Annotated in this window: 19 protein-coding genes; 9 read left to right on the plus strand and 10 right to left on the minus strand. The window is 63.8% G+C overall.

Features of this window, described 5'->3' with window-relative positions; genetic code table 11:
• Position 1 precedes the first annotated feature (1 nt).
• The 4 genes from AC1Y2B_RS02065 to AC1Y2B_RS02080 form a co-directional block, all read right to left on the minus strand.
• On the minus strand, positions 2-169 hold the full coding sequence (locus AC1Y2B_RS02065; protein ID WP_482251388.1) for a hypothetical protein: 168 nt from the start codon (positions 167-169) through the stop codon (positions 2-4).
• A 61-nt stretch (positions 170-230) separates the two neighbouring features.
• The gene (locus tag AC1Y2B_RS02070) at positions 231-932 is read right to left on the minus strand and encodes an RES family NAD+ phosphorylase (RefSeq protein ID WP_482251389.1); all 702 of its coding nucleotides are present in this window, start codon (positions 930-932) and stop codon (positions 231-233) included.
• Entirely contained in the window at positions 929-1318 is a 390-nt protein-coding gene (locus AC1Y2B_RS02075) for an antitoxin Xre-like helix-turn-helix domain-containing protein (RefSeq protein ID WP_482251390.1), read from the minus strand. Before AC1Y2B_RS02075 ends, AC1Y2B_RS02070 begins: the two co-directional genes overlap by 4 nt.
• Positions 1319-1479: 161 nt before the next feature.
• Positions 1480-1947: a CYTH domain-containing protein gene (locus tag AC1Y2B_RS02080; protein ID WP_482251391.1), complete on the minus strand. Its 468-nt coding sequence runs from the start codon at positions 1945-1947 to the stop codon at positions 1480-1482.
• 177 nt (positions 1948-2124) lie between these two features.
• On the opposite strand from AC1Y2B_RS02080, the gene AC1Y2B_RS02085 reads away from it, so the two are divergent.
• From AC1Y2B_RS02085 to AC1Y2B_RS02110, 6 genes are read left to right on the plus strand one after another with little or no spacing between them, the layout of a single operon-like run.
• On the plus strand, positions 2125-3024 hold the full coding sequence (locus AC1Y2B_RS02085; protein ID WP_482251392.1) for a MurR/RpiR family transcriptional regulator: 900 nt from the start codon (positions 2125-2127) through the stop codon (positions 3022-3024).
• A gap of 14 nt (positions 3025-3038) precedes the next feature.
• The gene (locus tag AC1Y2B_RS02090) at positions 3039-4034 is read left to right on the plus strand and encodes an ABC transporter substrate-binding protein (protein WP_482251393.1); all 996 of its coding nucleotides are present in this window, start codon (positions 3039-3041) and stop codon (positions 4032-4034) included.
• Between the two features lie 7 nt (positions 4035-4041).
• Positions 4042-5823 (plus strand): ABC transporter permease, encoded by a 1782-nt coding sequence (locus tag AC1Y2B_RS02095; RefSeq protein WP_482251394.1) that lies wholly within the window; start codon positions 4042-4044, stop codon positions 5821-5823.
• Positions 5820-6878, plus strand: coding sequence for an ABC transporter ATP-binding protein (locus AC1Y2B_RS02100; RefSeq protein ID WP_482251395.1), 1059 nt, complete (start codon positions 5820-5822; stop codon positions 6876-6878). The genes AC1Y2B_RS02095 and AC1Y2B_RS02100 overlap by 4 nt, the downstream gene beginning before the upstream one ends.
• A gap of 3 nt (positions 6879-6881) precedes the next feature.
• On the plus strand, positions 6882-7622 hold the full coding sequence (locus tag AC1Y2B_RS02105; protein ID WP_482251396.1) for a COG4280 domain-containing protein: 741 nt from the start codon (positions 6882-6884) through the stop codon (positions 7620-7622).
• The gene (locus AC1Y2B_RS02110; protein ID WP_482251397.1) at positions 7619-7825 is read left to right on the plus strand and encodes a hypothetical protein; all 207 of its coding nucleotides are present in this window, start codon (positions 7619-7621) and stop codon (positions 7823-7825) included. Before AC1Y2B_RS02105 ends, AC1Y2B_RS02110 begins: the two co-directional genes overlap by 4 nt.
• Positions 7826-8062: 237 nt before the next feature.
• On the opposite strand, the gene AC1Y2B_RS02115 is transcribed toward AC1Y2B_RS02110, so the two are convergent.
• The 4 genes from AC1Y2B_RS02115 to AC1Y2B_RS02130 all read right to left on the minus strand — a co-directional run bounded on the left by AC1Y2B_RS02115 (position 8063) and on the right by AC1Y2B_RS02130 (position 12021).
• Positions 8063-9127, minus strand: coding sequence for an ABC transporter ATP-binding protein (locus AC1Y2B_RS02115; RefSeq protein ID WP_482251398.1), 1065 nt, complete (start codon positions 9125-9127; stop codon positions 8063-8065).
• On the minus strand, positions 9124-9945 hold the full coding sequence (locus AC1Y2B_RS02120) for an ABC transporter permease (RefSeq protein ID WP_482251399.1): 822 nt from the start codon (positions 9943-9945) through the stop codon (positions 9124-9126). The genes AC1Y2B_RS02115 and AC1Y2B_RS02120 overlap by 4 nt, the downstream gene beginning before the upstream one ends.
• Entirely contained in the window at positions 9942-10814 is an 873-nt protein-coding gene (locus AC1Y2B_RS02125) for an ABC transporter permease (protein ID WP_482251400.1), read from the minus strand. The genes AC1Y2B_RS02120 and AC1Y2B_RS02125 overlap by 4 nt, the downstream gene beginning before the upstream one ends.
• Before the next feature lie 106 nt (positions 10815-10920).
• Entirely contained in the window at positions 10921-12021 is a 1101-nt protein-coding gene (locus AC1Y2B_RS02130) for an ABC transporter substrate-binding protein (protein WP_482251401.1), read from the minus strand.
• A gap of 265 nt (positions 12022-12286) precedes the next feature.
• Here AC1Y2B_RS02130 and AC1Y2B_RS02135 point away from each other — a divergent pair, with 265 nt between their 5' ends.
• Complete coding sequence (locus AC1Y2B_RS02135) at positions 12287-13117, plus strand: metalloregulator ArsR/SmtB family transcription factor (protein WP_482251402.1); 831 nt, start codon at positions 12287-12289, stop codon at positions 13115-13117.
• Positions 13118-13126: 9 nt separating this feature from the next.
• Positions 13127-14158, plus strand: a complete 1032-nt coding sequence (locus tag AC1Y2B_RS02140) for an ArsJ-associated glyceraldehyde-3-phosphate dehydrogenase (protein WP_482251403.1) — start codon at positions 13127-13129, stop codon at positions 14156-14158.
• Positions 14159-14161: 3 nt separating this feature from the next.
• Here AC1Y2B_RS02140 and AC1Y2B_RS02145 read toward each other — a convergent pair whose 3' ends face one another.
• Positions 14162-15466, minus strand: a complete 1305-nt coding sequence (locus AC1Y2B_RS02145) for an ABC transporter ATP-binding protein (RefSeq protein WP_482251404.1) — start codon at positions 15464-15466, stop codon at positions 14162-14164.
• 11 nt (positions 15467-15477) lie between these two features.
• Positions 15478-17211, minus strand: coding sequence for an ABC transporter permease (locus tag AC1Y2B_RS02150; RefSeq protein WP_482251405.1), 1734 nt, complete (start codon positions 17209-17211; stop codon positions 15478-15480).
• 606 nt (positions 17212-17817) lie between these two features.
• On the opposite strand from AC1Y2B_RS02150, the gene AC1Y2B_RS02155 reads away from it, so the two are divergent.
• Entirely contained in the window at positions 17818-18441 is a 624-nt protein-coding gene (locus AC1Y2B_RS02155) for an acetyltransferase (RefSeq protein ID WP_482251406.1), read from the plus strand.

The following is an 18441-nucleotide window of genomic DNA, read 5'->3' on the forward strand; positions in this document are numbered from 1 at the left end:
GTCAGCAGAGCATCGCCGCCAGAACCCGCGCCGCCTGCCCCTGCGTCAGGGCATGGCCCGGATCGCGATGGACCCGAATGGCCGAAAACGCCTGTGGATCAGGGGCGCAACCGGTAAGATCGCGTATCCTCTGATGGCTGCGCAGTCCGGTGGCTGCGTGGGCGTGCATTTCTTGCACCGGCGGTCGCTTGTGACACCGTGTGGCGCGACCTTGCCCCCCCAGCCTTCGTTCAGCTGACGGCACGAACCGAATAGTCCGGCGTTCCATCCCAGACCAGGTCCCAGGACGCGCCCGGACGCACGTTCTGGATCGCACCGGGTTCAAAGCACACCAGACAGTTCCCGCCCGGGGCGGGCGCGCGGACAGAAGGATAAATCAGGCCCCGAGAGCCTGCCCGCCGCAAGTGCTCGGCAAGGCTTTGACCCTCCGGATAGCCAATGGCCGTGTCGGGGTTCAGCGCCGCATGGCCCGGCTCATCGGTCATGTCGTCAAACACACCAATGAAATCCGCAAGGATTTCGACATAGCGGGCGCGATCGGTAAAACTCCCGGTGAAGCCCAACTCTCGGGTCCTGTGCCAAGCCACTTCGGCGACAGAGACCATGACATCCCAAGCACAATACCAAGCCCCCCGCTCTTGCGCATTGAAGCGGTTGCCGCCCGCGCGGGTGTAGGTGAAGGCCGCGTTGACATGAGTGTCACCGTAGATGCGCAGATCCCGACTGCGCCGCCGCCACGCAAGTTCGCGCGGGTCAAGGTGGGGGTTGCGGCCACGCTCGGCCAGAAGCCGGGCACTGGTCAGGCCTTCAATCTCGGCAAGGATCTCCATTTCGTCATCGGAATCGACCAGCCCGCGCAGTGACGGCGGCTTGTGCCAGGTGGCAGGCAGCAGGCGCACCAATGCCCGATCCGAAATCTCGATCCGCCTCATGCGCCCCCCCGCAGGGCATCCAGATAGGTTCGGACGGACAGAATCTGCGGCAAGCCACCGTCGATCACCGTGTCGATCGGCCGACTTCCGCCAAACAACGGGCCAGTGTTCGGTCGGGTGAACCAGGTCCGGGCAAGTGCTGCTGAAAAGTAAAGTTCCAGCGACTTGTAAATCCCAATCACCGCGCTGAGGCGCAGCAGTTGGTCCTTGGTCAGCTCGCCGGCAAAGTCGGGCTTCTTGGCGCGCTTCCAGGTGCTTTCCGACATATCCGCCAAAGCCGCCGCCTCCCTGAGGCTGAGGGACCATGCATCCACAACACGCGCATAGGCCTTCAAGGCGACGGCGTTGATCTCAGCAGGGTGTCGGGTCTTGACAGCCATGGGCATTGGCGTCTCCTCAATCACCAATATAGATCATATGATTCCTTAGTAAAGGTCATATGACCTTTTGCCCTTCGGTTGCGGATTCTCTTTGCAGCGCGCCCAGCAGACCTTATCCCGCATGTCTGAAGGATGCGGGTCTGGCAGGTTGAAACGCGACCGGGCGCTTACTCTGCCTGCCGCCGCGTCTGCAGCATGTTCAGCTTGCGCCAGCGCGGATCACCTGAGACTTCGGTCCCGATCCAGTCCGGCAGCGCGACTGGGTGGTCGGCATCGGGCAGTTCAACCTCGGCCAGAATGACGCCGTCCAGAGGGGCGTCATATTCGTCGATCTCCCAAAGCAGATCACCCTGCGGTACAAGATGGCGGGTCTTGGACAGGATGCGGCCCTCGCAGTGGTGATCCAGCAGCATCTGCGCCTGTGCATGATCCAGCGGCAGTTCCAGTTCTTCGCGGGACAACCCGGCACGACGGCCTTTGAAGGTCAGGGTGGCTTGCCCGTCACACAGTCGCACGCGCAGTTTGCAGCCATCGGCGTTCATCAACAGACCGTCGAGGATCTTTTGGGTCCGCACCACGCGCTGACGCCAATCTTGCGAGGCTGTCAGGAATTTCCGTTCGATTTCAACAGGCACGCTCTTGTTCTTCTCTGCCGTAGGCGCTTGGCGCCGGACCGTCCTGCCCGGCATGTGCAGAAGCGTTATTCGATATTCATCGAGGCGTCATGCAGTTGTTGCAAACGCAACGCATCAGGGGGCCGTGACGTCGCAGCAACGGAGACCCGCGTGACCCCCGGCCGGTTCGAGACCCGCATGAGCACACAGCTGGCGCAAATGTCGCTGAGCGAACAGCGTCTGGCGCGGGCGATTGCCTTGCAGAAAGACCGCGTGGTTCTGGCCTCGGCGGCGCAGATCGCCGAGATGGCGGGCACCAGTGACGCCACCTTGCTGCGCATGATGCGGGGCTTGGGTTATGACTCGCTGGCGGAACTGCGCGAGGATCTGCTGGCCGATCTGACCGGAGGCTCGGCCCCCTCGCTGCGCATGCAGATGACGATCGAAGAGGCGGGCAGCGACCCGGCCCGACTTCTGGCCCATGTGGTGGGCATTCAGGAAGACCACCTCGCCGCCCTGCGCAACCCTGCGCTGGCCGAGGCTTATGGCCGCGCTTTGGACCTGCTGGCTGGCGCCGCGACAGTGCATGTCTTCGGCCTTGGACCCTCGGGCGCCATGGCAGAGTATCTGGCCCTGCAATTGGGCCGCGTGGGCCTTCCCGCCCGCGCCCTGCGGCAAAGCGGCATCGGGTTGGCCGATCAGATCTTGGGCCAGCGGGCCGGGGACGTGCTGGTCCTGATCGCCTATGCGCCGCTTTACCGCGAGGTCCGCGTGGCGCTGGAGCGGGCCGAAGGCCTTGGCCTGCCGATCGTGCTCATCTCGGACAGCCTTGGTCCGGTTCTGGAAGGCCGCGTCGCTGTTACCCTGGATGTGCCGCGTGGCAGGTCCGAACACCTGGCCCTGCATTCCGCCACGCTCGTGATGATCGAGGCGCTGGTGCTGGGCCTGTCCGCCCGCAACCGGGAACGCGCGCTGGATGCGCTGGATGACTTTGCCAGCCTGCGCGCCGCCCTCGACAGCAGCTGGACAAAACGCGGCACCCGTCGCCGCAAGATTTCCGAAACCTCCCCTGCGGCACATCTGCCGCCCTCGCCCTGAAGGAAAGTCCGATGATGAAACACGCGTCCCTTGGCCTTGCTTTGCTTTTGTCCACCGCAGCCCTGCCCGCGGCTGCCGCTGATCTGGTGCTCTATGATGCGCTTGATTTCGCGGGTCCGGTGACCGCAGCCTTCACCAAGGCCACCGGCTTGACCGTCGATGTGGTCGAACCCGGCTCGACCGGCGAAACCCTGGGCAAGATCGCGGCCGAGGGCAACAATCCGCAGTTCGACATCCTCTGGGTCGATGGCTCGGCGGTGTTCGAACGTCTGATGCAGGATGGCTCTGTGCAGGCAATCCCGGCGGATGTGGCCGGGACGATCAAGTTCAACGATCTGGGCAAAACCCTGACGCCCGCCAACCTCGCCTTCATCCCGACCGGGGCTTCGACCACGGGCATTGAAGTGAACACCAAGAAGGTCGCCGCTGCCGATTATCCGAAGTCCTGGGCCGATCTGGCGAAGTTCGCCGGTGCCGTCGCCGCCAAGGACCCGAACCTGTCCGGACCGGCCTATCAGTGGCTGGCGGGCTTCTTCCAGACCAATGGCGTCGACGCGGGCAAAGCCCTGCTGGCGCAGGTGCTGACCAACAAGGACCTGTCGGGTCTGGGCTCGGGCGGCAAGATCAACAAGGCCGTGCTGACCGGAGACGCATCGGTTGGCATCAATCAGGACAGCTCGATCATTGCCAAGCAGGTCGCTGGCGAGCCGGTTGCAGTCGTCTACCCCTCCGAAGGCTCAGTCGCCCTGCCCGAGGGTTTGGGCATCGGCGCCAAGTCGCAGCACATGGACGCCGTCAAGAAGTTCATCGCCTTCGTGACCTCGTCCGAGGGTCAGGCCGCCATGCAGGATGGCGACGACACCGACTTCTTCTTCATCCCCGTCATCGACGGCGTGAAGCCGAAAGCCGAACGTCCCGCCATCACCTTCATCACGCTGGACGACAAGACCGCCTCTGACCACGAGACCGAGTGGAAGCAGTGGTACAAAGACACCTTCGTTCCGCAATGATCGGCGCATGACCCTGTCAGATACCCAAGGCGCGGCTTTGGCCCGCATGCAAACACCCCGGCGGCTTGCGCTGCCGGGGTGGATCGCCATGGCGGCGGTGGATCTGCCGATCCTCGGCGTCTTTGGCCTGCTGATCGTGCTGCCCTTGCTGATGGTGCTGGCGCAAGCCGTGATGCCAGCTCTCTTTGACCCTCAGGCGCCGGGCTTCGGCATCGACCTCTCCCCGCTGCAACGCGCGCTTTTCGCACCGCGTGTGCTGCGGTCGATCTTCCATTCCGTCGAACTGGGCGCCGCCGTCGCCCTAACCGCCACCGTCACCGGAGGCCTCTTCGCCGCCCTCACCCAACGCTTTCGCCTGCCTTTGCGGGCGCTTTACTCCCCGGTGCCGTGGCTCGTATTCCTGACGCCGGGCTATCTGAAAGCCCTCGCCTGGGTGCTGCTGATGGCACCCGGAGGCTACCTCGCGCAGCTTGGCGTCCTGCCGCACTGGGCCTCGGATGCCTTCTTCGGACTGGGCGGGCTGGTCTTTGTCCACACCCTCAGCCTGTTCCCCCTGCCCGCCTTCATCCTCGGCTCGGCTCTGGCCGGCTTGGGGCAGGATGTCGAGGATGCCGCCCGCATGGCCGGTGCCGGCACCTGGCGCATCTGGCTGCGGATCAACCTGCCGCTTCTGCTGCCCGCCATTGCCCTGTCCCTGATCGCCACCTTTGCCGAGGTTCTGTCAGACTTCGGCCTTGCCGCCACCATCGCCCACTCATCCGGCTTTGGCGTCCTGACCTATGGCATCTATGCCGCCGCCTCCGACTACCCCGTCGATTTCCCATTGGCCGGGGCCGAGGCGCTGGTGCTGCTCGTCCTGATCCTGCTGGTGACGTTGGGCGACCGCTTGCTGCGCCGCCAAGGGGCCCTGCGCCTGATTTCAGGCCGCAGCCGCCACAGCCTGCCCCGCGAGCCCGGCCCCACGGCGCGCTGGGGTCTGGCCGGCGTGGCCGTGCTGATCGGCGTGCTGGCGATCTGGCTGCCGCTGTGCGTCATCCTGATCCGCACCTTCACCGCCACCCTAGGCCACGGGCTGGAAGCCTCCAACTTCACCCTGCAAAACCTGGCCCAAACCCTGACCCCCGGCGCCCCGGCGCTGCAGGCGATGGGCCGCAGCTTCCTTTATGCCGCGCTGACCGCGCTCATCGCGTCCACCATTGCCTTGACCCTTGCCGCACGGCTGGACCGGGCCGGGCCGAACCTGAAGGCGGCGGTCACGGGCATGGCCTTGGGCACCATCGCCATCCCCGGCATCGTGCTGGCATTTGGTTATATCCTCGTCTGGAACCGCCTGCCGGTCTTCCGCGACTGGCCGTTTCCGCATTACGGGCAGGCGTCCCTGCTGGTGACAGGCTATGTCGCCGCAGCCCTGCCCTATTGCCTGATCATCATCCTGACCGCCGTCGGCCAACTGGCCCCCAGCCTGACCGACAGCGCCCGTCTGCACGGCCACGGGCCGATAGCGCGGCTGGTGAAGGTGGTGCTGCCCTTGGTCTTGCTCTCGGTGATCACCGCTGTGCTGCTGACCTTCATCCGCACGGTCTTTGAACTGCCGGTCTCGCAACTGGTGGTCCCGCAAACCGGCAGCCCGGTGCCGCCCTATGTCGTGCGGCTGCTGGGCCACGATGACGACGGCCTCGCCTCGGCCCTCGCCCTCGTCTGCATGGTCGGCGCCGGAGGCTTGGCCGGTCTTGGCTGGCTGGTGGCGCGCAAACACCTGACCTTTGCCCAAAAGGACCCTGCGGCATGACCACCGCCCTGATCTGCGAAGCCGTGGAAAAGCGCCTTGGCACCAAACCCATCCTGCGCGCGCTGGACCTAAGCGTCAGGACCGGAGAGGTCGTCTCGCTGCTGGGCGCCTCCGGCTCTGGCAAGACCACGCTTCTGCGGGCCATCGCCGGGCTGAACCATCCCGACACCGGGCGCATCGTGCTGAACGGGGCCGAGGTTTTTGGCACCGGCCGTGTGGTGCCGCCCGAAAAGCGCCAGATCGGCATGGTGTTTCAGGACTATGCCCTGTGGCCCCACATGACCGTCGCCGGCAATCTGGGCTTTGCCCTTGCCACCCAGCGCCTGCCCGCCGCCGAGGCCGAGGCCCGCATCGCCCATGCGCTGGAGGTGACGCGCCTTTCCCCCTTCCGCGACCGCATGCCCGCCGCCCTGTCCGGCGGCCAGCAGCAGCGCGTCGCCATCGCCCGCTGCCTTGCCGCGCGCCCACTCCTGATGCTGTTTGACGAACCGCTGTCCAACCTCGATGCCGCCTTGCGCGAGGACCTGCGGACCGAGATGATGGATCTGGTCCGCCGCGAGGGCATCACCGTGCTTTACGTCACCCATGATCAGGCCGAGGCGATGGCGGTCTCCGACCGCATCGCCGTGATGCGCGCCGGAGAGATCGCGCAGCTGGATACGCCCGAAACCCTGTACAACGCCCCCGCCACGCCGTTTGTCGCCAGCTTCATCGGCGGCTTCTCCCTGCTTTCCGGCATGGGCGACGCGGGGGCCTTCCGCATCGCGGACCAGACCCTGACCCTGCCCGCGCCCTCAGGCCCCGCCGTTCTGGTGATCCGGCCCGAGGATGCCCGCCCCGCCACCGATCATCCCGCGACACGGTTGCACGCCCACGTGCAAAGCGCCGCCTATCAGGGCCGCTGCTGGCGTCTGACGGTTGCCATCGCGGGCCAAAGCGTCCGGCTTGACTGGCCTTGTGGCGCCACACCGGGCGACTGGCTGGATTTCTCGCTTCCGCCCGACCGCTGCCGCCTTTTACCGGTTGACCCGGTACAAACTCTCAAGGATGCCTGACGCATGACATGGACCGCCCTACTGCCCACCATCACCGCCGCCTTCCTCGCCTCCTTGGTCGAGGTGGTCGAGGCTTTCACCATCGTCCTCGCCGTCGGCCTGACCCGAGGCTGGCGCCCGGCCTTCACCGGCTCGGCCGCAGCGCTGGCCTTGCTGGTGCTGATCGTGCTGATCTTCGGGCCGCTGCTGGCGCTGATCCCGATCGCCGTGCTGCAATTCACCGTGGGCACGCTTCTGATCCTGTTCGGCCTGCGCTGGCTGCGCAAAGCGATCCTGCGGTCGGCAGGCTGGATCGCCCTGCATGATGAGGCGGCGGAATTCGCCAAGGAAACCAACGAGTTGAAGGCTTTGGCCGCCGAGCGTCGCGCCGATTTCCTCGCTGGCCTCGCTGCCTTCAAGGCCGTGCTGCTGGAGGGGGTCGAGGTCGTCTTCATCGTCATCGCCGTCGGCACCGCGCATGGCCAGACCTTCTGGGCCGGCATGGGCGCCTTGGCCGCCGTGATCCTCGTGGCGCTGGTCGGCATGGCCGTGCATCGCCCGTTGGTGCAGGTCCCGGAAAACACGCTGAAATTCGTCGTTGGCCTGATGCTGTCGTCCTTCGGCGTGTTCTGGACAGGCGAGGGCCTGGGGGCAGACTGGCCTGGCGCCGATCTGGCGTTGGTTGGACTCTTCGCGGTGTTCCTGGTGTTTGCCTTGATCGCCGTGCGCCTGCTTGCAAAACCGCTGAAAGGGGTGACAGCATGAACCTGCTGAAGATCATCTGGGACGAAACCTTCGGCATGTTCGTCGATGACGGTGCCTTGGCGCTGCAGGCCGTGCTGCTGATCGCCGGGGTCGCCGGGGCGGTCAAGCTTCTGGGCATCTCGCCCTTGGTGGGGGCGGGGTTGCTGCTGGTCGGATGCCTTGCCGCACTGGCGCTGAGCCTGCTGCGCAAGACCCGCCGCTGACCAAAGGTCTGTGGCTGGCGGATGGCCCGGTCGCCAAGCGGCCGGGCGTCCGCTTTCGTGACGCCTCGGCAAACGGCCAGACGGCGCCGCCTTTCGCTGACAAGCTGAAGGCCCAAGCCGTTGTCCGCCAAGGATGTGCGGGACATGTCCCGGCAAGCCTTGGCGGGCCGCAATCATCCACCGGCCGCAATGATACCCTTGCGGCGGATCGGGCGGGCAATCCGCCGCGCCCCGGTGTTATTGCAGCAGAAGGATCTCGTTCGCGGGGATGCCCAGACGGACTTCTTGGCCGACATCAGGCAACGATCCGCCACTGCGGTTGAAGCAATCGATGCCCAGCGTGACATCCTTGGCCATTTCGGCGCGAAAGCGCACGATGGCACCCAGAAATTCGCGTGTGATCAAGCGACCGGCAAAGGTCTGCTGCAACGCGGCTTCGCCGGGGGCCAGCAGCCGCAAAGCCTCGGGACGGAAGGCGAGTGTTACCGCGCTGCCCGTGTCTTGCGGGACGACGCGGCCCAGAGTGATCGGGCCGATGGCGGTGTCGACCCGGCCCGTGGCGGGATCGCGCAGGGTGGCGGGCAGCAGGTTCAGGGCCCCGATGAATTCGGCAACAAAGCGGCTGGCGGGGCGGTTGTAGATCTGGTCGGGCGTGCCGATCTGCTCGGCCCGGCCACCGTTCATCACGACCACCCGGTCTGACATTGCCATCGCCTCTTCCTGATCGTGGGTGACGAACAGGGTGGTGATGCCCAACTCGCGCTGGATCGCCCGGATTTCACCGCGCAGGGCAACGCGGATCTTGGCATCCAAGGCAGACAACGGTTCATCCAGCAACAGCACGCGGGGCCGGGGGGCAATGGCGCGGGCCAAAGCCACGCGCTGCTGTTGGCCGCCCGACAGCTGATAAGGATAGCGCCCGCCAAAGCCGGTCAAGCCGACCATCGACAGCATCTCGTCCACACGGCGGCTGGTTTCGTCCCGCGCCACGCCGGCGACCTTCAGCCCGAAGGCCACGTTGCCCGCCACGGTCAGGTTGGGAAACAGCGCGTAGGATTGGAACATCATGCCGATCTTGCGCTGGTTCGGGCGCAGGGTGGTGACGTTCTGGCCGTCAATCTCGATGGCACCGACGCTGGGCACCTCAAACCCTGCGACCATGCGCAGGACTGTGGTCTTGCCACAGCCCGAGGGGCCAAGAAGCGAAATGAACTCGGCATTCTGCATCGACAGGTCAAAATCCTTGACGACCGTGTTGGTGCCAAAGCTTTTCTGCAAGCTGCGAAGGGACAACAGGCTCATGGGCGCGGGCTCTTTTTCTGGAAAGGCAGGCGGAACAGGCCTTGGCCGGGTTTCATCTGGGCAAAGGCCTGCATCAGGGCCATCAGGACCCAGGTCAGCGCAAAGCTCATGATCGCAAGGGCGGCGGGTTCATAGGCGCGGTCCTGGCCCAGTTGCACCATGTAGGGGCCAAAGGCGCTGCGGTTCAGCAGGCTGGCGATGGCGAATTCCCCCAGGCAGATCGAGAAGGTCAGGAAGGCACCCGACACCACGGCGGCGCGAATGTTGGGGAAGATGATGGTCAGGACAATCCGCAGACGGGAGGCACCAAGACTTTCAGCCGCCTCGGTCAAGGTGGCGATGTCGATGGCGGCCATGCCATTGTCGACGGCGCGGAACATGTAGGGCAGCGACAGCACGACATAGCCAATCACCAGCAGGGCATTGGTACCCCAGTCAGACGTCGTCAGCGGCAGGAAAGAACTGGAGCCGAACATGCGGATCTGGCCAAACACCAGCACGACCGAGGGAATGATCAGCGGCAGCAGAGAGATGAACTCCACCACCGGGCGCAGCTTGGGCAAGCGCAGGCGCACCCAATAGGCGGTGGGCACGACCAGCAGCGCCCCGAACCCGATCGCGGCGGCAGAGGCGAGGATGGAGAAGGTCAGGGCATTGACAAAAACACCGTCTTTGAACACCGCGCCATATGCCGCAAACGACAGCGTGCCGCGCTTCATCTGCAGCGAAAACTGGAAGGCGGCGTAAAGCGGGACGAAGAAATACAGCAGGGCTGCCAGCGTGACAAGCACCGGGCCAAGGCGGTAGCGGCGGTTCATTTCTGCCACCTTTCAGCACGCCCGCGCAGGGCCAGGTACAGCAGGTTCGACACTGACATGATCAGGATCATCCCAAGCGCCAGCGCATAGCCAAGGTTGGGGTTGTACAGCACGTTGCCGCGGATCTGCTGGAACAGAAGGATTGGCACGACCGAGAAATTCGACCCGGTCAGCGCAATAACGGTCGCAAGCGTGCCAAACGCATTGGCGAACAGCAGCAGGAAGCAGCCAAGGACGGACGGGGCCAGCACAGGGGCTCCGACCATCCTCCAATATTGGCCATCGCTGGCCCCCAGACTTTCGGCCGCCTCGCGCCATTCCGATTTCAGGCCCTCCAGCGCGGGGGTGATCACCAAAAGCATCAGGGGAACCTGAAAATACAGATAAGTGATCGCCAGCCCCCAGAATGAGAACAGCGAGAAGCCGGCATTGTAGATGTTGACGCCGAAGACATCCCGCAGCGTCACGGTGACAAGGCCAAGCCGGCCAAGGGTGGCAATGAAGGCAAAGGCCAGCGGCACGCCCGCGAAGTTGGAGGCGACGCCGGAAAAGGTGGTCAGCACGCGGCGCAGCCAGTGCGGCAGACCGCCCAGAATCAGGGCATGCGCGAGCAAAAGCCCTGCGATGGTGCCGATCGCCGCCGAGGCAAGGCTGAGGCGGATCGAGAGCCAGTAAGACGCGGCGATGGTCGGGCTTGTCAGACCGATCATGTTGTCCAGCGTGAACCCGCCCTCGGCATTCTGGAAGGCTCCGACGACAAGGTAGAAGACCGGGGCGATCAGGAACAGGATGGTGAAGGCGAAATAGGGCACGGCACCCAGCCATGTCCACCGAAGGGTGCGGGCTGGCTTGGGTTGGCTTTGGGTCACGTCAGACGTCTTTCGCTGTGAACCGGAACGGGAAAACCCGAGGAAAGCGGAAAAGCACCGCTACCCTCGGGGACTGGTCCCTGACACCGGATGTCAGGGTTTTCGATCAGTTGGCGCCCATTTCTTTCGCCCAGTTGGCGGCCGTGGCCGTCTTGGCCGCACCCTGTTCGTCCAGCGTCGGGAAGACAGCCTTGGCATAGGCGTCCGCCGGCGGCAGTTTCGCCATCAGATCGGCCGGCAGTTTGCCCGCCGCCGACATGGCGTTGAAGCGGATCGGGTGGCAGTAGCCCGACAGCCATGCGGTCTGACCCGCGTCGGAATACAGGTATTCCATCCACAGCTTGGCCGCGTTGACATGGGGCGCATAGGCCGAGATCGCCTGCACATAGACGCCGGCGATGACCGAGTCCGACGGGATCACGACATCAACCGGCGGGTTGCCCGCCAGCTTGTCGCGCATCGCCAGCAGGTTGTAGTCCCAGTCGAAGTAAACCGGGGTGGTGCCCTGCGCCAGATTTTGTGCCGAGCCGTTGACCGGAACCAGATTGCCAGAGGCTTTCAGGTCCTTGAAGTAAGCGATGCCGGCGTTCAGCGCGTCAGCGCCCGACAGCTTGCCATTGGTCGCAAGGCCCGCCGCATAGACCGTCATCATCGACGAGTTGCCGGTGCGCGGATCGCCGGGCAGCGCCACGGCGTTGGCGAACTTGGCATCCTTCAGATCGGCAAAGCTGGTCGGCGCGGTTTTGGCGACGTCCTTGTTCACGCCCATCGCCAGAACACCGTAATAATCGCCGTACCAGAAGCCATCGGCATCCTTGACCGAGTCAGGAATATCGCCCCAGGTTGCAACCTTGTAGGGCTGGATCAGACCGTCTTTCTTGGCCGAGGGGCCAAAGGACAGACCCACGTCGATGACGTCGGGCGATTGCGGGCCGGTGTTGTCCTTGTTGGCCTTGATCGCCTCGATCTCGTCACCCGAACCGGCATTGGGGTTCAGTTCGTTGACGGTGATCTCGGGGTATTTTTTCTTGAAGCCGTCGATCACGGCGGCGTAGTTGCACCAGTCATGCGGCAGGGCGATGACGGTCAGCGCGCCTTCTTTCTTGGCAGCGGTTTCCAGATCGGCCATGCCATCGGCATAGGCCATCGAGCCGGCCATGACGGCGAACAGGCTGGCGCCCGAGAGAAGCCCTTTGAGAGTGGTCATAGTGATCTCCTGTCATTTCAAGCCCGCCTGACATCTGCGGCCCATGGGTGGGCCGGCATGGCAGGGGTGGGCGGGATCGTGTTTCCCTGACGGCTGGATAGCCGCAGCACGTGACGACCGCGTTTCAGTTATGCCAACGATTTGTGACACTTGGCCGAAAGCACCGCCGACGCGTCCGGGTCCGCCTGACCTTTCCGGCAAGATCGGCTGGGCTGTTACAAAAGCTTCATTTGGCTTTGGCCATTCATTCCAGTATTCATGAAATATGGAATATGACATCGCCGCCCAAACCTTCACCGCCCTTGGACATCCCGGCCGCCTCGCGGTGTTCCGGATGCTGATGCGGCTCGCGCCACAAGGCGGCAGACCGACCGAGATTGCCGGGGCATTGGGCCTGAAGCCGAACACGCTGTCGCACCATCTGGACGCGCTGGAACGGTGCGGCCTGATCCAAAGCGCGCGTCAGGGGCGCTCCTTGTTCTACGCGGTTGACCTGACCCGGACAGCAGGCTTGGTCGACTATCTGGTCAACGATTGCTGCCGCGGCCGGGCGGACCTCACCTGCCAGAACACCGATGGACGACACGAGGCCGATATGACAACCCCCCCTTACAACGTGCTGTTCATCTGCTCTGGCAATTCCGCGCGGTCGATCTTTGCCGAGGCGATCCTGAACCACTTCGGGGCCGCAAAATTCCGCGCGTTTTCGGCGGGCACGCGGCCGGGCAGTCAACTGAACCCTTTCGCGGTTGACGTGCTGGGTCGCAACGGGCTGGACACAACCGGACTGCGCGCCAAGCATGTGTCCGAGTTTGCCACGCCTGATGCCCCGCACATGGATTTCGTCTTCACCGTCTGCGACGCTGCCGCAGCCGAAGACTGCGCGCCTTGGCCCGGTCAGCCTGTCACGGGGCATTGGGGTCTGGTTGACCCGGTGAAAGCCACCGGAACCGATGCCGAAAGGGGTCTGGCCTTTGCGCAGGCCTTTGCCGAATTGTACCGCCGGATCACCGCCTTTGCTGCTTTGCCCATCGAAGACCTCAACCGCCTTGCCTTGCAGCGCAGCGTGGACAGCATCGGCCTGCGTCAGGCCTGAAAGGACACCATGACCCGTATCGCCCTGAACGGCCTTGGCCGCATTGGAAAACTTGTACTGCGCGACCTGATCGACAGCGGCGCGGGCGGAGAGATCGTGCTTTTGAACGACGCCGAAGGCACGCCCGAACAGCACGCCTTGTTGATGGAGTTCGACAGCGTGCATGGTCGCTGGAAGGCCGACATCGGCTTTGACGACGCCAGCTTGACCCTGCAGGGCCAGCGTCTGCGCGTCACCGCCGCCCGGCGGATCGAGGATTTGCCTTTGGTCGACATGGGCATTGATCTGGTGATTGATTGCACCGGTGTCTTCAAGACCGCAGCCAGAATTGCGCCCTATTACGCCGCGGGGGTGAAAAAGGTGGTGGTCTCGGCCCCCGTCAAGGACGGTGGAGCCTTGAACCTTGTCTATGGGATCAACCACGACAGCTATGACCCGGCCACCCATCATTTGGTGACGGCGGCCAGTTGCACGACGAACTGCCTCGCGCCGGTGGTCAAGGTCATCCACGAAGGCATCGGCATTCGGCACGGGTCGATCACCACGATCCACGATGTGACCAACACCCAGACAATCGTCGACCGCCCGGCCAAGGACATGCGGCGCGCGCGGTCAGCCCTGTTGAACCTGATCCCGACAACAACCGGATCGGCCACGGCCATCACCTTGATTTACCCCGAGTTGACAGGCCGCCTCAACGGTCACGCGGTCCGGGTGCCGCTGCTGAACGGCTCGCTGACCGATTGCGTGTTCGAGGTGGCGCGGCCCACGACGGTGCAAGAGGTCAACGCCCTGTTCAAAGCCGCCGCCGAGGGCCCGTTGTCCGGCATTCTGGGCTATGAAACCCGGCCCCTGGTGTCGTCGGACTACACCAACGACCCCCGCTCTTCGATCATCGACGCGCTGTCGACGATGGTGGTGAACGGCACACAGGTGAAGGTCTACGCGTGGTATGACAACGAATGGGGCTATGCCTGCCGACTGGCAGACATCACCCGTCTGGTTGCTGGGTCGATGCAGGGCCAAGCGCACAAGCCGTAGGGATCAGGGGTTTTCCAGACTGAACGTGTGAGTATCGTTGCTGTACGAGAAGATTTCGGCATAGCGCCCCCAACTGACCACAGCGCGCAGGGTGCGCTCGGCGTCTTCGGGGGACATGTAATCCTCCAGTTCGGCCGAAAACCGGGCCCAGGGGCCGCTGCGGCCCGGCCGTTCGTCCAGCACGCGCTTGATGTGCGCAGCCAGTGCCACATAGGTCAGCAAATGCTGGGCAAACATGCGCTTGCGGTCATCGGTATCGGCCTGCGCAAAGCGGCGGCCTTCGGTTGTCAGCCGGAAATCACCGCCGACCAACTCGCCAAAACGCAGCATCTGCAGGGTCTCCGCCGCCGGGAACAGATCGTCGATCTCCAGTTGCAGAGACGATGCGATGACCGGCAAGTCCGCCTCGCCATTGTAGGGTGCCGCGTCGACGGTCTCCAGAAGGCCAGCCAGAATGTTGGTGGAGACATTGGGCAAAGACGACCCGATGCCCATGCCCGGGAAACGTTCCTGCCGGTCACCGGTCTTGTCGGTGGAACGTTTGGCGGTCATCTCGACATAGATGCTTTCCACCAGTTCGCGGAAATTCGGGTCCAGTCGGGCGCGGGGTTGCGGCAGATCTATCTTGATCTCGCGCAGGATGCGGCCGGGATTGCTGCCAAAGATCAGCACGCGGTCGCACATCAGCACCGCCTCCTCGATGTTGTGGGTGACGATGATCACGCCCTTGATCGGCAACTGCCCCTCGCCCCAAAGGTCCAGGAAATCGGTGCGCAGGGTTTCCGCCGTCAACACATCCAGCGCCGAGAAGGGTTCATCCATCAGCAAGATATTCGGATGCACCACCAGCGCCCGCGCAAAGCCGACGCGCTGGCGCATGCCGCCCGACAATTCGCGCGGATAGGCGGATTCAAAACCGTCCAGACCAATCAGGTCGATGGCCTCCAGCGCACGGCGACGGCGTTCGGTGCGCTCCACGCCCAAGGCTTCCAGCCCGATCTCGACGTTTTCCAGAACGGTCAGCCAAGGAAACAGCGCAAAGCTTTGAAACACCATGGCGATGCCCTTGGGCGGGCCTTCCACAGCGGCGCCCATATAGGTCACGGACCCGGCCCCCGGCTTGGACAGCCCTGCAATCAGCCGCAGCAGCGTCGATTTGCCAGAGCCGGATCGGCCCAGAAGGCCAACGATCTCACCGGCTTTCAGGGTCAGATCGACATCATCCAGCACCAGCAATTCCCCGCCATCGGGCTTGGGAAAGGCTTTGCGCACGGCATCGACGTTCAGAAGTTGCGGTATGGCATCCATGGCGGCCTTCCTCAGGTCAGGCGGTATTTGCGTTCGGCGTAGCCGTACAGCGGACGCCAGATGGTTCGGTTCAACATGACGACAAAGCCGCTCATCACGGCGATGCCCAGCACGATGCGGCGGAAATCTCCGGCCGCACTGGCCTCGGCGATATAGCTGCCAAGGCCGTGGGCCTGCAGCGTCGTGCTGCCCCAGCTCGCCACCTCGGCCACGATGGAGGCGTTCCACGACCCGCCCGACGCGGTCAGCGCGCCGGTCATGTAGAACGGAAACACCGCCGGCAAGGCAATCTTGCGCCACCACAGCCAGCCTCGGACCTGCATGCTGGTGCCGACATCGCGCAACTCGCTGGGAATGGTCGAGGCCCCGGCGATCACGTTGAACAGGATGTACCACTGCGTGCCCAGGATCATCAGCGGGCTCAGCCAGATATCGGCGTTCAGGTGCAGCGCCACGATGGCAGAGACCACGACCGGGAACAGGATATTGGCCGGAAACGCCGCCATGAACTGCGCGATGGGCTGGGCGATCCGCGCAGCCCTCGGGCGCAGGCCCAGCCAGATCCCGACGGGCACCCAGACGACGCTGGCCGCCGCAATCAGCACAAAGACCCGGACCATGGTGATCAGCCCCAGCAGGACCGGCGTCACCACCTCGCGCAGCGGCAGGCCTGACAGGACAAAGCTGCTGACCCGCCACAGGGCCAGCGCGACCACTGCCACCAGGCAGGCCCGCCAGACCCGGTCAGGCCATCCCGGCCTTGCAAAGCCTTCCGCCCCCGGCGGCATGGCCCGCACCGGTTTCGGCGCGATCTGATAGGTCCAGTCCCAAACCCGGCCCAGTGGCCGCGCCACCGCCGCCACCAGCCGCGACCGGTGCAGCGTCGTCATCACCCAGGATGTCGGCGGCGCAATGTCACTTTCCTGCTCAAACCGGAACCGGTCCGTCCAGGCGATCAAGGGGCGAAACAGCAGCTGGTCATAGATCAGGATCACCACCAGCATGGTCAGAACGGCCCAGCCGATGGCCGACAGGTCCCTTTTCGCAATCGCCAGCGCGATGTACGACCCAACCCCCGGCAAGGTGATCGCGGTGTTGCCAACGCTCAGCGACTCCGACGCCACCACGAAGAACCAGCCGCCCGACATCGACATCATCATGTTCCACACCAGGGCCGGCATGGCAAAGGGCACCTCCAGCTTCCAGAACCGCATCCACGGGCCAAGCCGGAACGAATAGGTGACCTCGGTCAGTTCCACCGGCACGGTGCGCAGCGACTGATAGAAGCTGAACGCCATGTTCCAGGCCTGACTGGTGAAGATGGCAAACACCGACGCCAGTTCCGCCCCGATGAAATGCCCCGGCGTCAGCGACATGAAGAACACCACCGTGACCGAGATGAACCCCAGAATCGGCACCGACTGCAGAATGTCGAGGATCGGGACAAGGATCATCTCTGCCCGCCGGCTTTTGGCGGCGGCGGTGGCATAGGTCAGCGTGAAAACCAGCGAGCATCCCATCGCGATCAGCATCCGCAGACTGGTGCGCGCGGCATATTCCGGCAAGGCCCAAGGGTCGAGCGTGATCGGGTTCGGCGCGCCAACGACCAGCGGCTGCACCAGCCCCTCGCCCACATCCGCCAGAAAGATCACTGTCGCCAGCACCAGAAGCGCTGCAACCAGATCCCAGATCAACACCCCCGACCGCCGCTTGGTCGCCGAAATCGGCACGACAGAGAACGTCATTGCGAACACCCCACCCGGATCGACAATCGGTCAGACAGATGCTGCCATGCAGCGCATTGAGGGGACGTCAGCATCGCTTTTGCCTCTGGCATGGGACCGCAAGACACGCACAAGCCGAAGGCGAACCCTGAACCCGCGCAGCACATGGCGGGTTTGCTATGCGCCCCGCGTGTTGAAGTCACGTGACAATTCGGCGTGTTCACGAAGATATTCCGCGCCCGCAAGATCAAAGGACGCCCCCCCGCAACACCGACTGATCGCATCCGTGCCGCCGGACATGGCGCACCGCCGTACCGGACGCCGTCATCGCTCCGGGTCAGACCGCCACCTTCCGCGCGCCCGGACATAACACGTCTCGATCAGCGCTAGCCCTGACTCCTCGAATGGCAAATGAAAATGCCGCTTTTATTTCCAGTTTCCCGCAACAGCCCAGACTGCGCAGCAACCCTATCCCGCAAATATCCGGACGGACTTCCTTCGATACGCAGCGCACTCCTAAGCGTTATTGAGTGTTCGGGTGGGCAAAGATAGACCAAAAAGCGGAACACAAAAGGCACCGCTTTGCGCGCACATGCTTCAAACAATCCTCGGGGCGGGCGGCACATCGTGATTTATGGCGCCGGCGGTCACGCCAGAGAACTTGCGTTTCAAATTACGGCAGATGGCTCCTCGGTTTCATGCTTTGTCGATGATATAGACCCTGATCGTAAAGTTGGAATGGCGGACGTCCTGACATTTGCAGACGCACTCGACAGGTTTTCCGACCATGAATGGATTGTCGGGATTGGAAGCCCATCAACGCGCCGGCTGATATATGAAAAGCTAAGATTGCAAGGCCTTGCCTGCGGAAGTTACATCTCCGGAAATGCCACAATTTGCGAAGATACCTCGATCGGAGACGGGGCCCAGATATTCTCTGGGGCCTGTATATCGACCGGCTGTACGGTTGGCGACGGGGTAATTGTGCATTTCGGCGCAATCCTGTGCCATGACGTCAAGGCAGAACCCTTTGCATTCATCGGACCAAGGGCAGTCGTGTCCGGTCATGTTCATATCGGAGCCGAATGCTGGATCGGCGTCGGAGCCACCGTCCTGAATGGATCCTTCGCCCAGCCGCTGCGAATTGGACAAGGTGCGATTGTTGGGGCCGGGGCGGTCGTAACGACGGATGTTGAGGATGGGGTGACAGTTGTGGGCGTACCGGCAAGAGTTTGCCGGAGAGGGGCATGA

It is taken from the genome of Stagnihabitans sp., from assembly GCF_964946895.1.

Coding starts and splice junctions, on each gene's coding strand:
- AC1Y2B_RS02145 (WP_482251404.1), bottom strand. CDS start 15,466: ATGGATGCCATACCGCAACTTCTGAACGTCGATGCCGTGCGCAAAGCC.
- AC1Y2B_RS02120 (WP_482251399.1), bottom strand. CDS start 9,945: ATGAACCGCCGCTACCGCCTTGGCCCGGTGCTTGTCACGCTGGCAGCC.
- AC1Y2B_RS02105 (WP_482251396.1), top strand. CDS start 6,882: ATGACATGGACCGCCCTACTGCCCACCATCACCGCCGCCTTCCTCGCC.
- AC1Y2B_RS02090 (WP_482251393.1), top strand. CDS start 3,039: ATGAAACACGCGTCCCTTGGCCTTGCTTTGCTTTTGTCCACCGCAGCC.
- AC1Y2B_RS02075 (WP_482251390.1), bottom strand. CDS start 1,318: ATGCCCATGGCTGTCAAGACCCGACACCCTGCTGAGATCAACGCCGTC.
- AC1Y2B_RS02100 (WP_482251395.1), top strand. CDS start 5,820: ATGACCACCGCCCTGATCTGCGAAGCCGTGGAAAAGCGCCTTGGCACC.
- AC1Y2B_RS02135 (WP_482251402.1), top strand. CDS start 12,287: ATGGAATATGACATCGCCGCCCAAACCTTCACCGCCCTTGGACATCCC.
- AC1Y2B_RS02070 (WP_482251389.1), bottom strand. CDS start 932: ATGAGGCGGATCGAGATTTCGGATCGGGCATTGGTGCGCCTGCTGCCT.
- AC1Y2B_RS02115 (WP_482251398.1), bottom strand. CDS start 9,127: ATGAGCCTGTTGTCCCTTCGCAGCTTGCAGAAAAGCTTTGGCACCAAC.
- AC1Y2B_RS02130 (WP_482251401.1), bottom strand. CDS start 12,021: ATGACCACTCTCAAAGGGCTTCTCTCGGGCGCCAGCCTGTTCGCCGTC.
- AC1Y2B_RS02110 (WP_482251397.1), top strand. CDS start 7,619: ATGAACCTGCTGAAGATCATCTGGGACGAAACCTTCGGCATGTTCGTC.
- AC1Y2B_RS02065 (WP_482251388.1), bottom strand. CDS start 169: ATGCACGCCCACGCAGCCACCGGACTGCGCAGCCATCAGAGGATACGC.
- AC1Y2B_RS02140 (WP_482251403.1), top strand. CDS start 13,127: ATGACCCGTATCGCCCTGAACGGCCTTGGCCGCATTGGAAAACTTGTA.
- AC1Y2B_RS02085 (WP_482251392.1), top strand. CDS start 2,125: ATGAGCACACAGCTGGCGCAAATGTCGCTGAGCGAACAGCGTCTGGCG.
- AC1Y2B_RS02150 (WP_482251405.1), bottom strand. CDS start 17,211: ATGACGTTCTCTGTCGTGCCGATTTCGGCGACCAAGCGGCGGTCGGGG.
- AC1Y2B_RS02095 (WP_482251394.1), top strand. CDS start 4,042: ATGACCCTGTCAGATACCCAAGGCGCGGCTTTGGCCCGCATGCAAACA.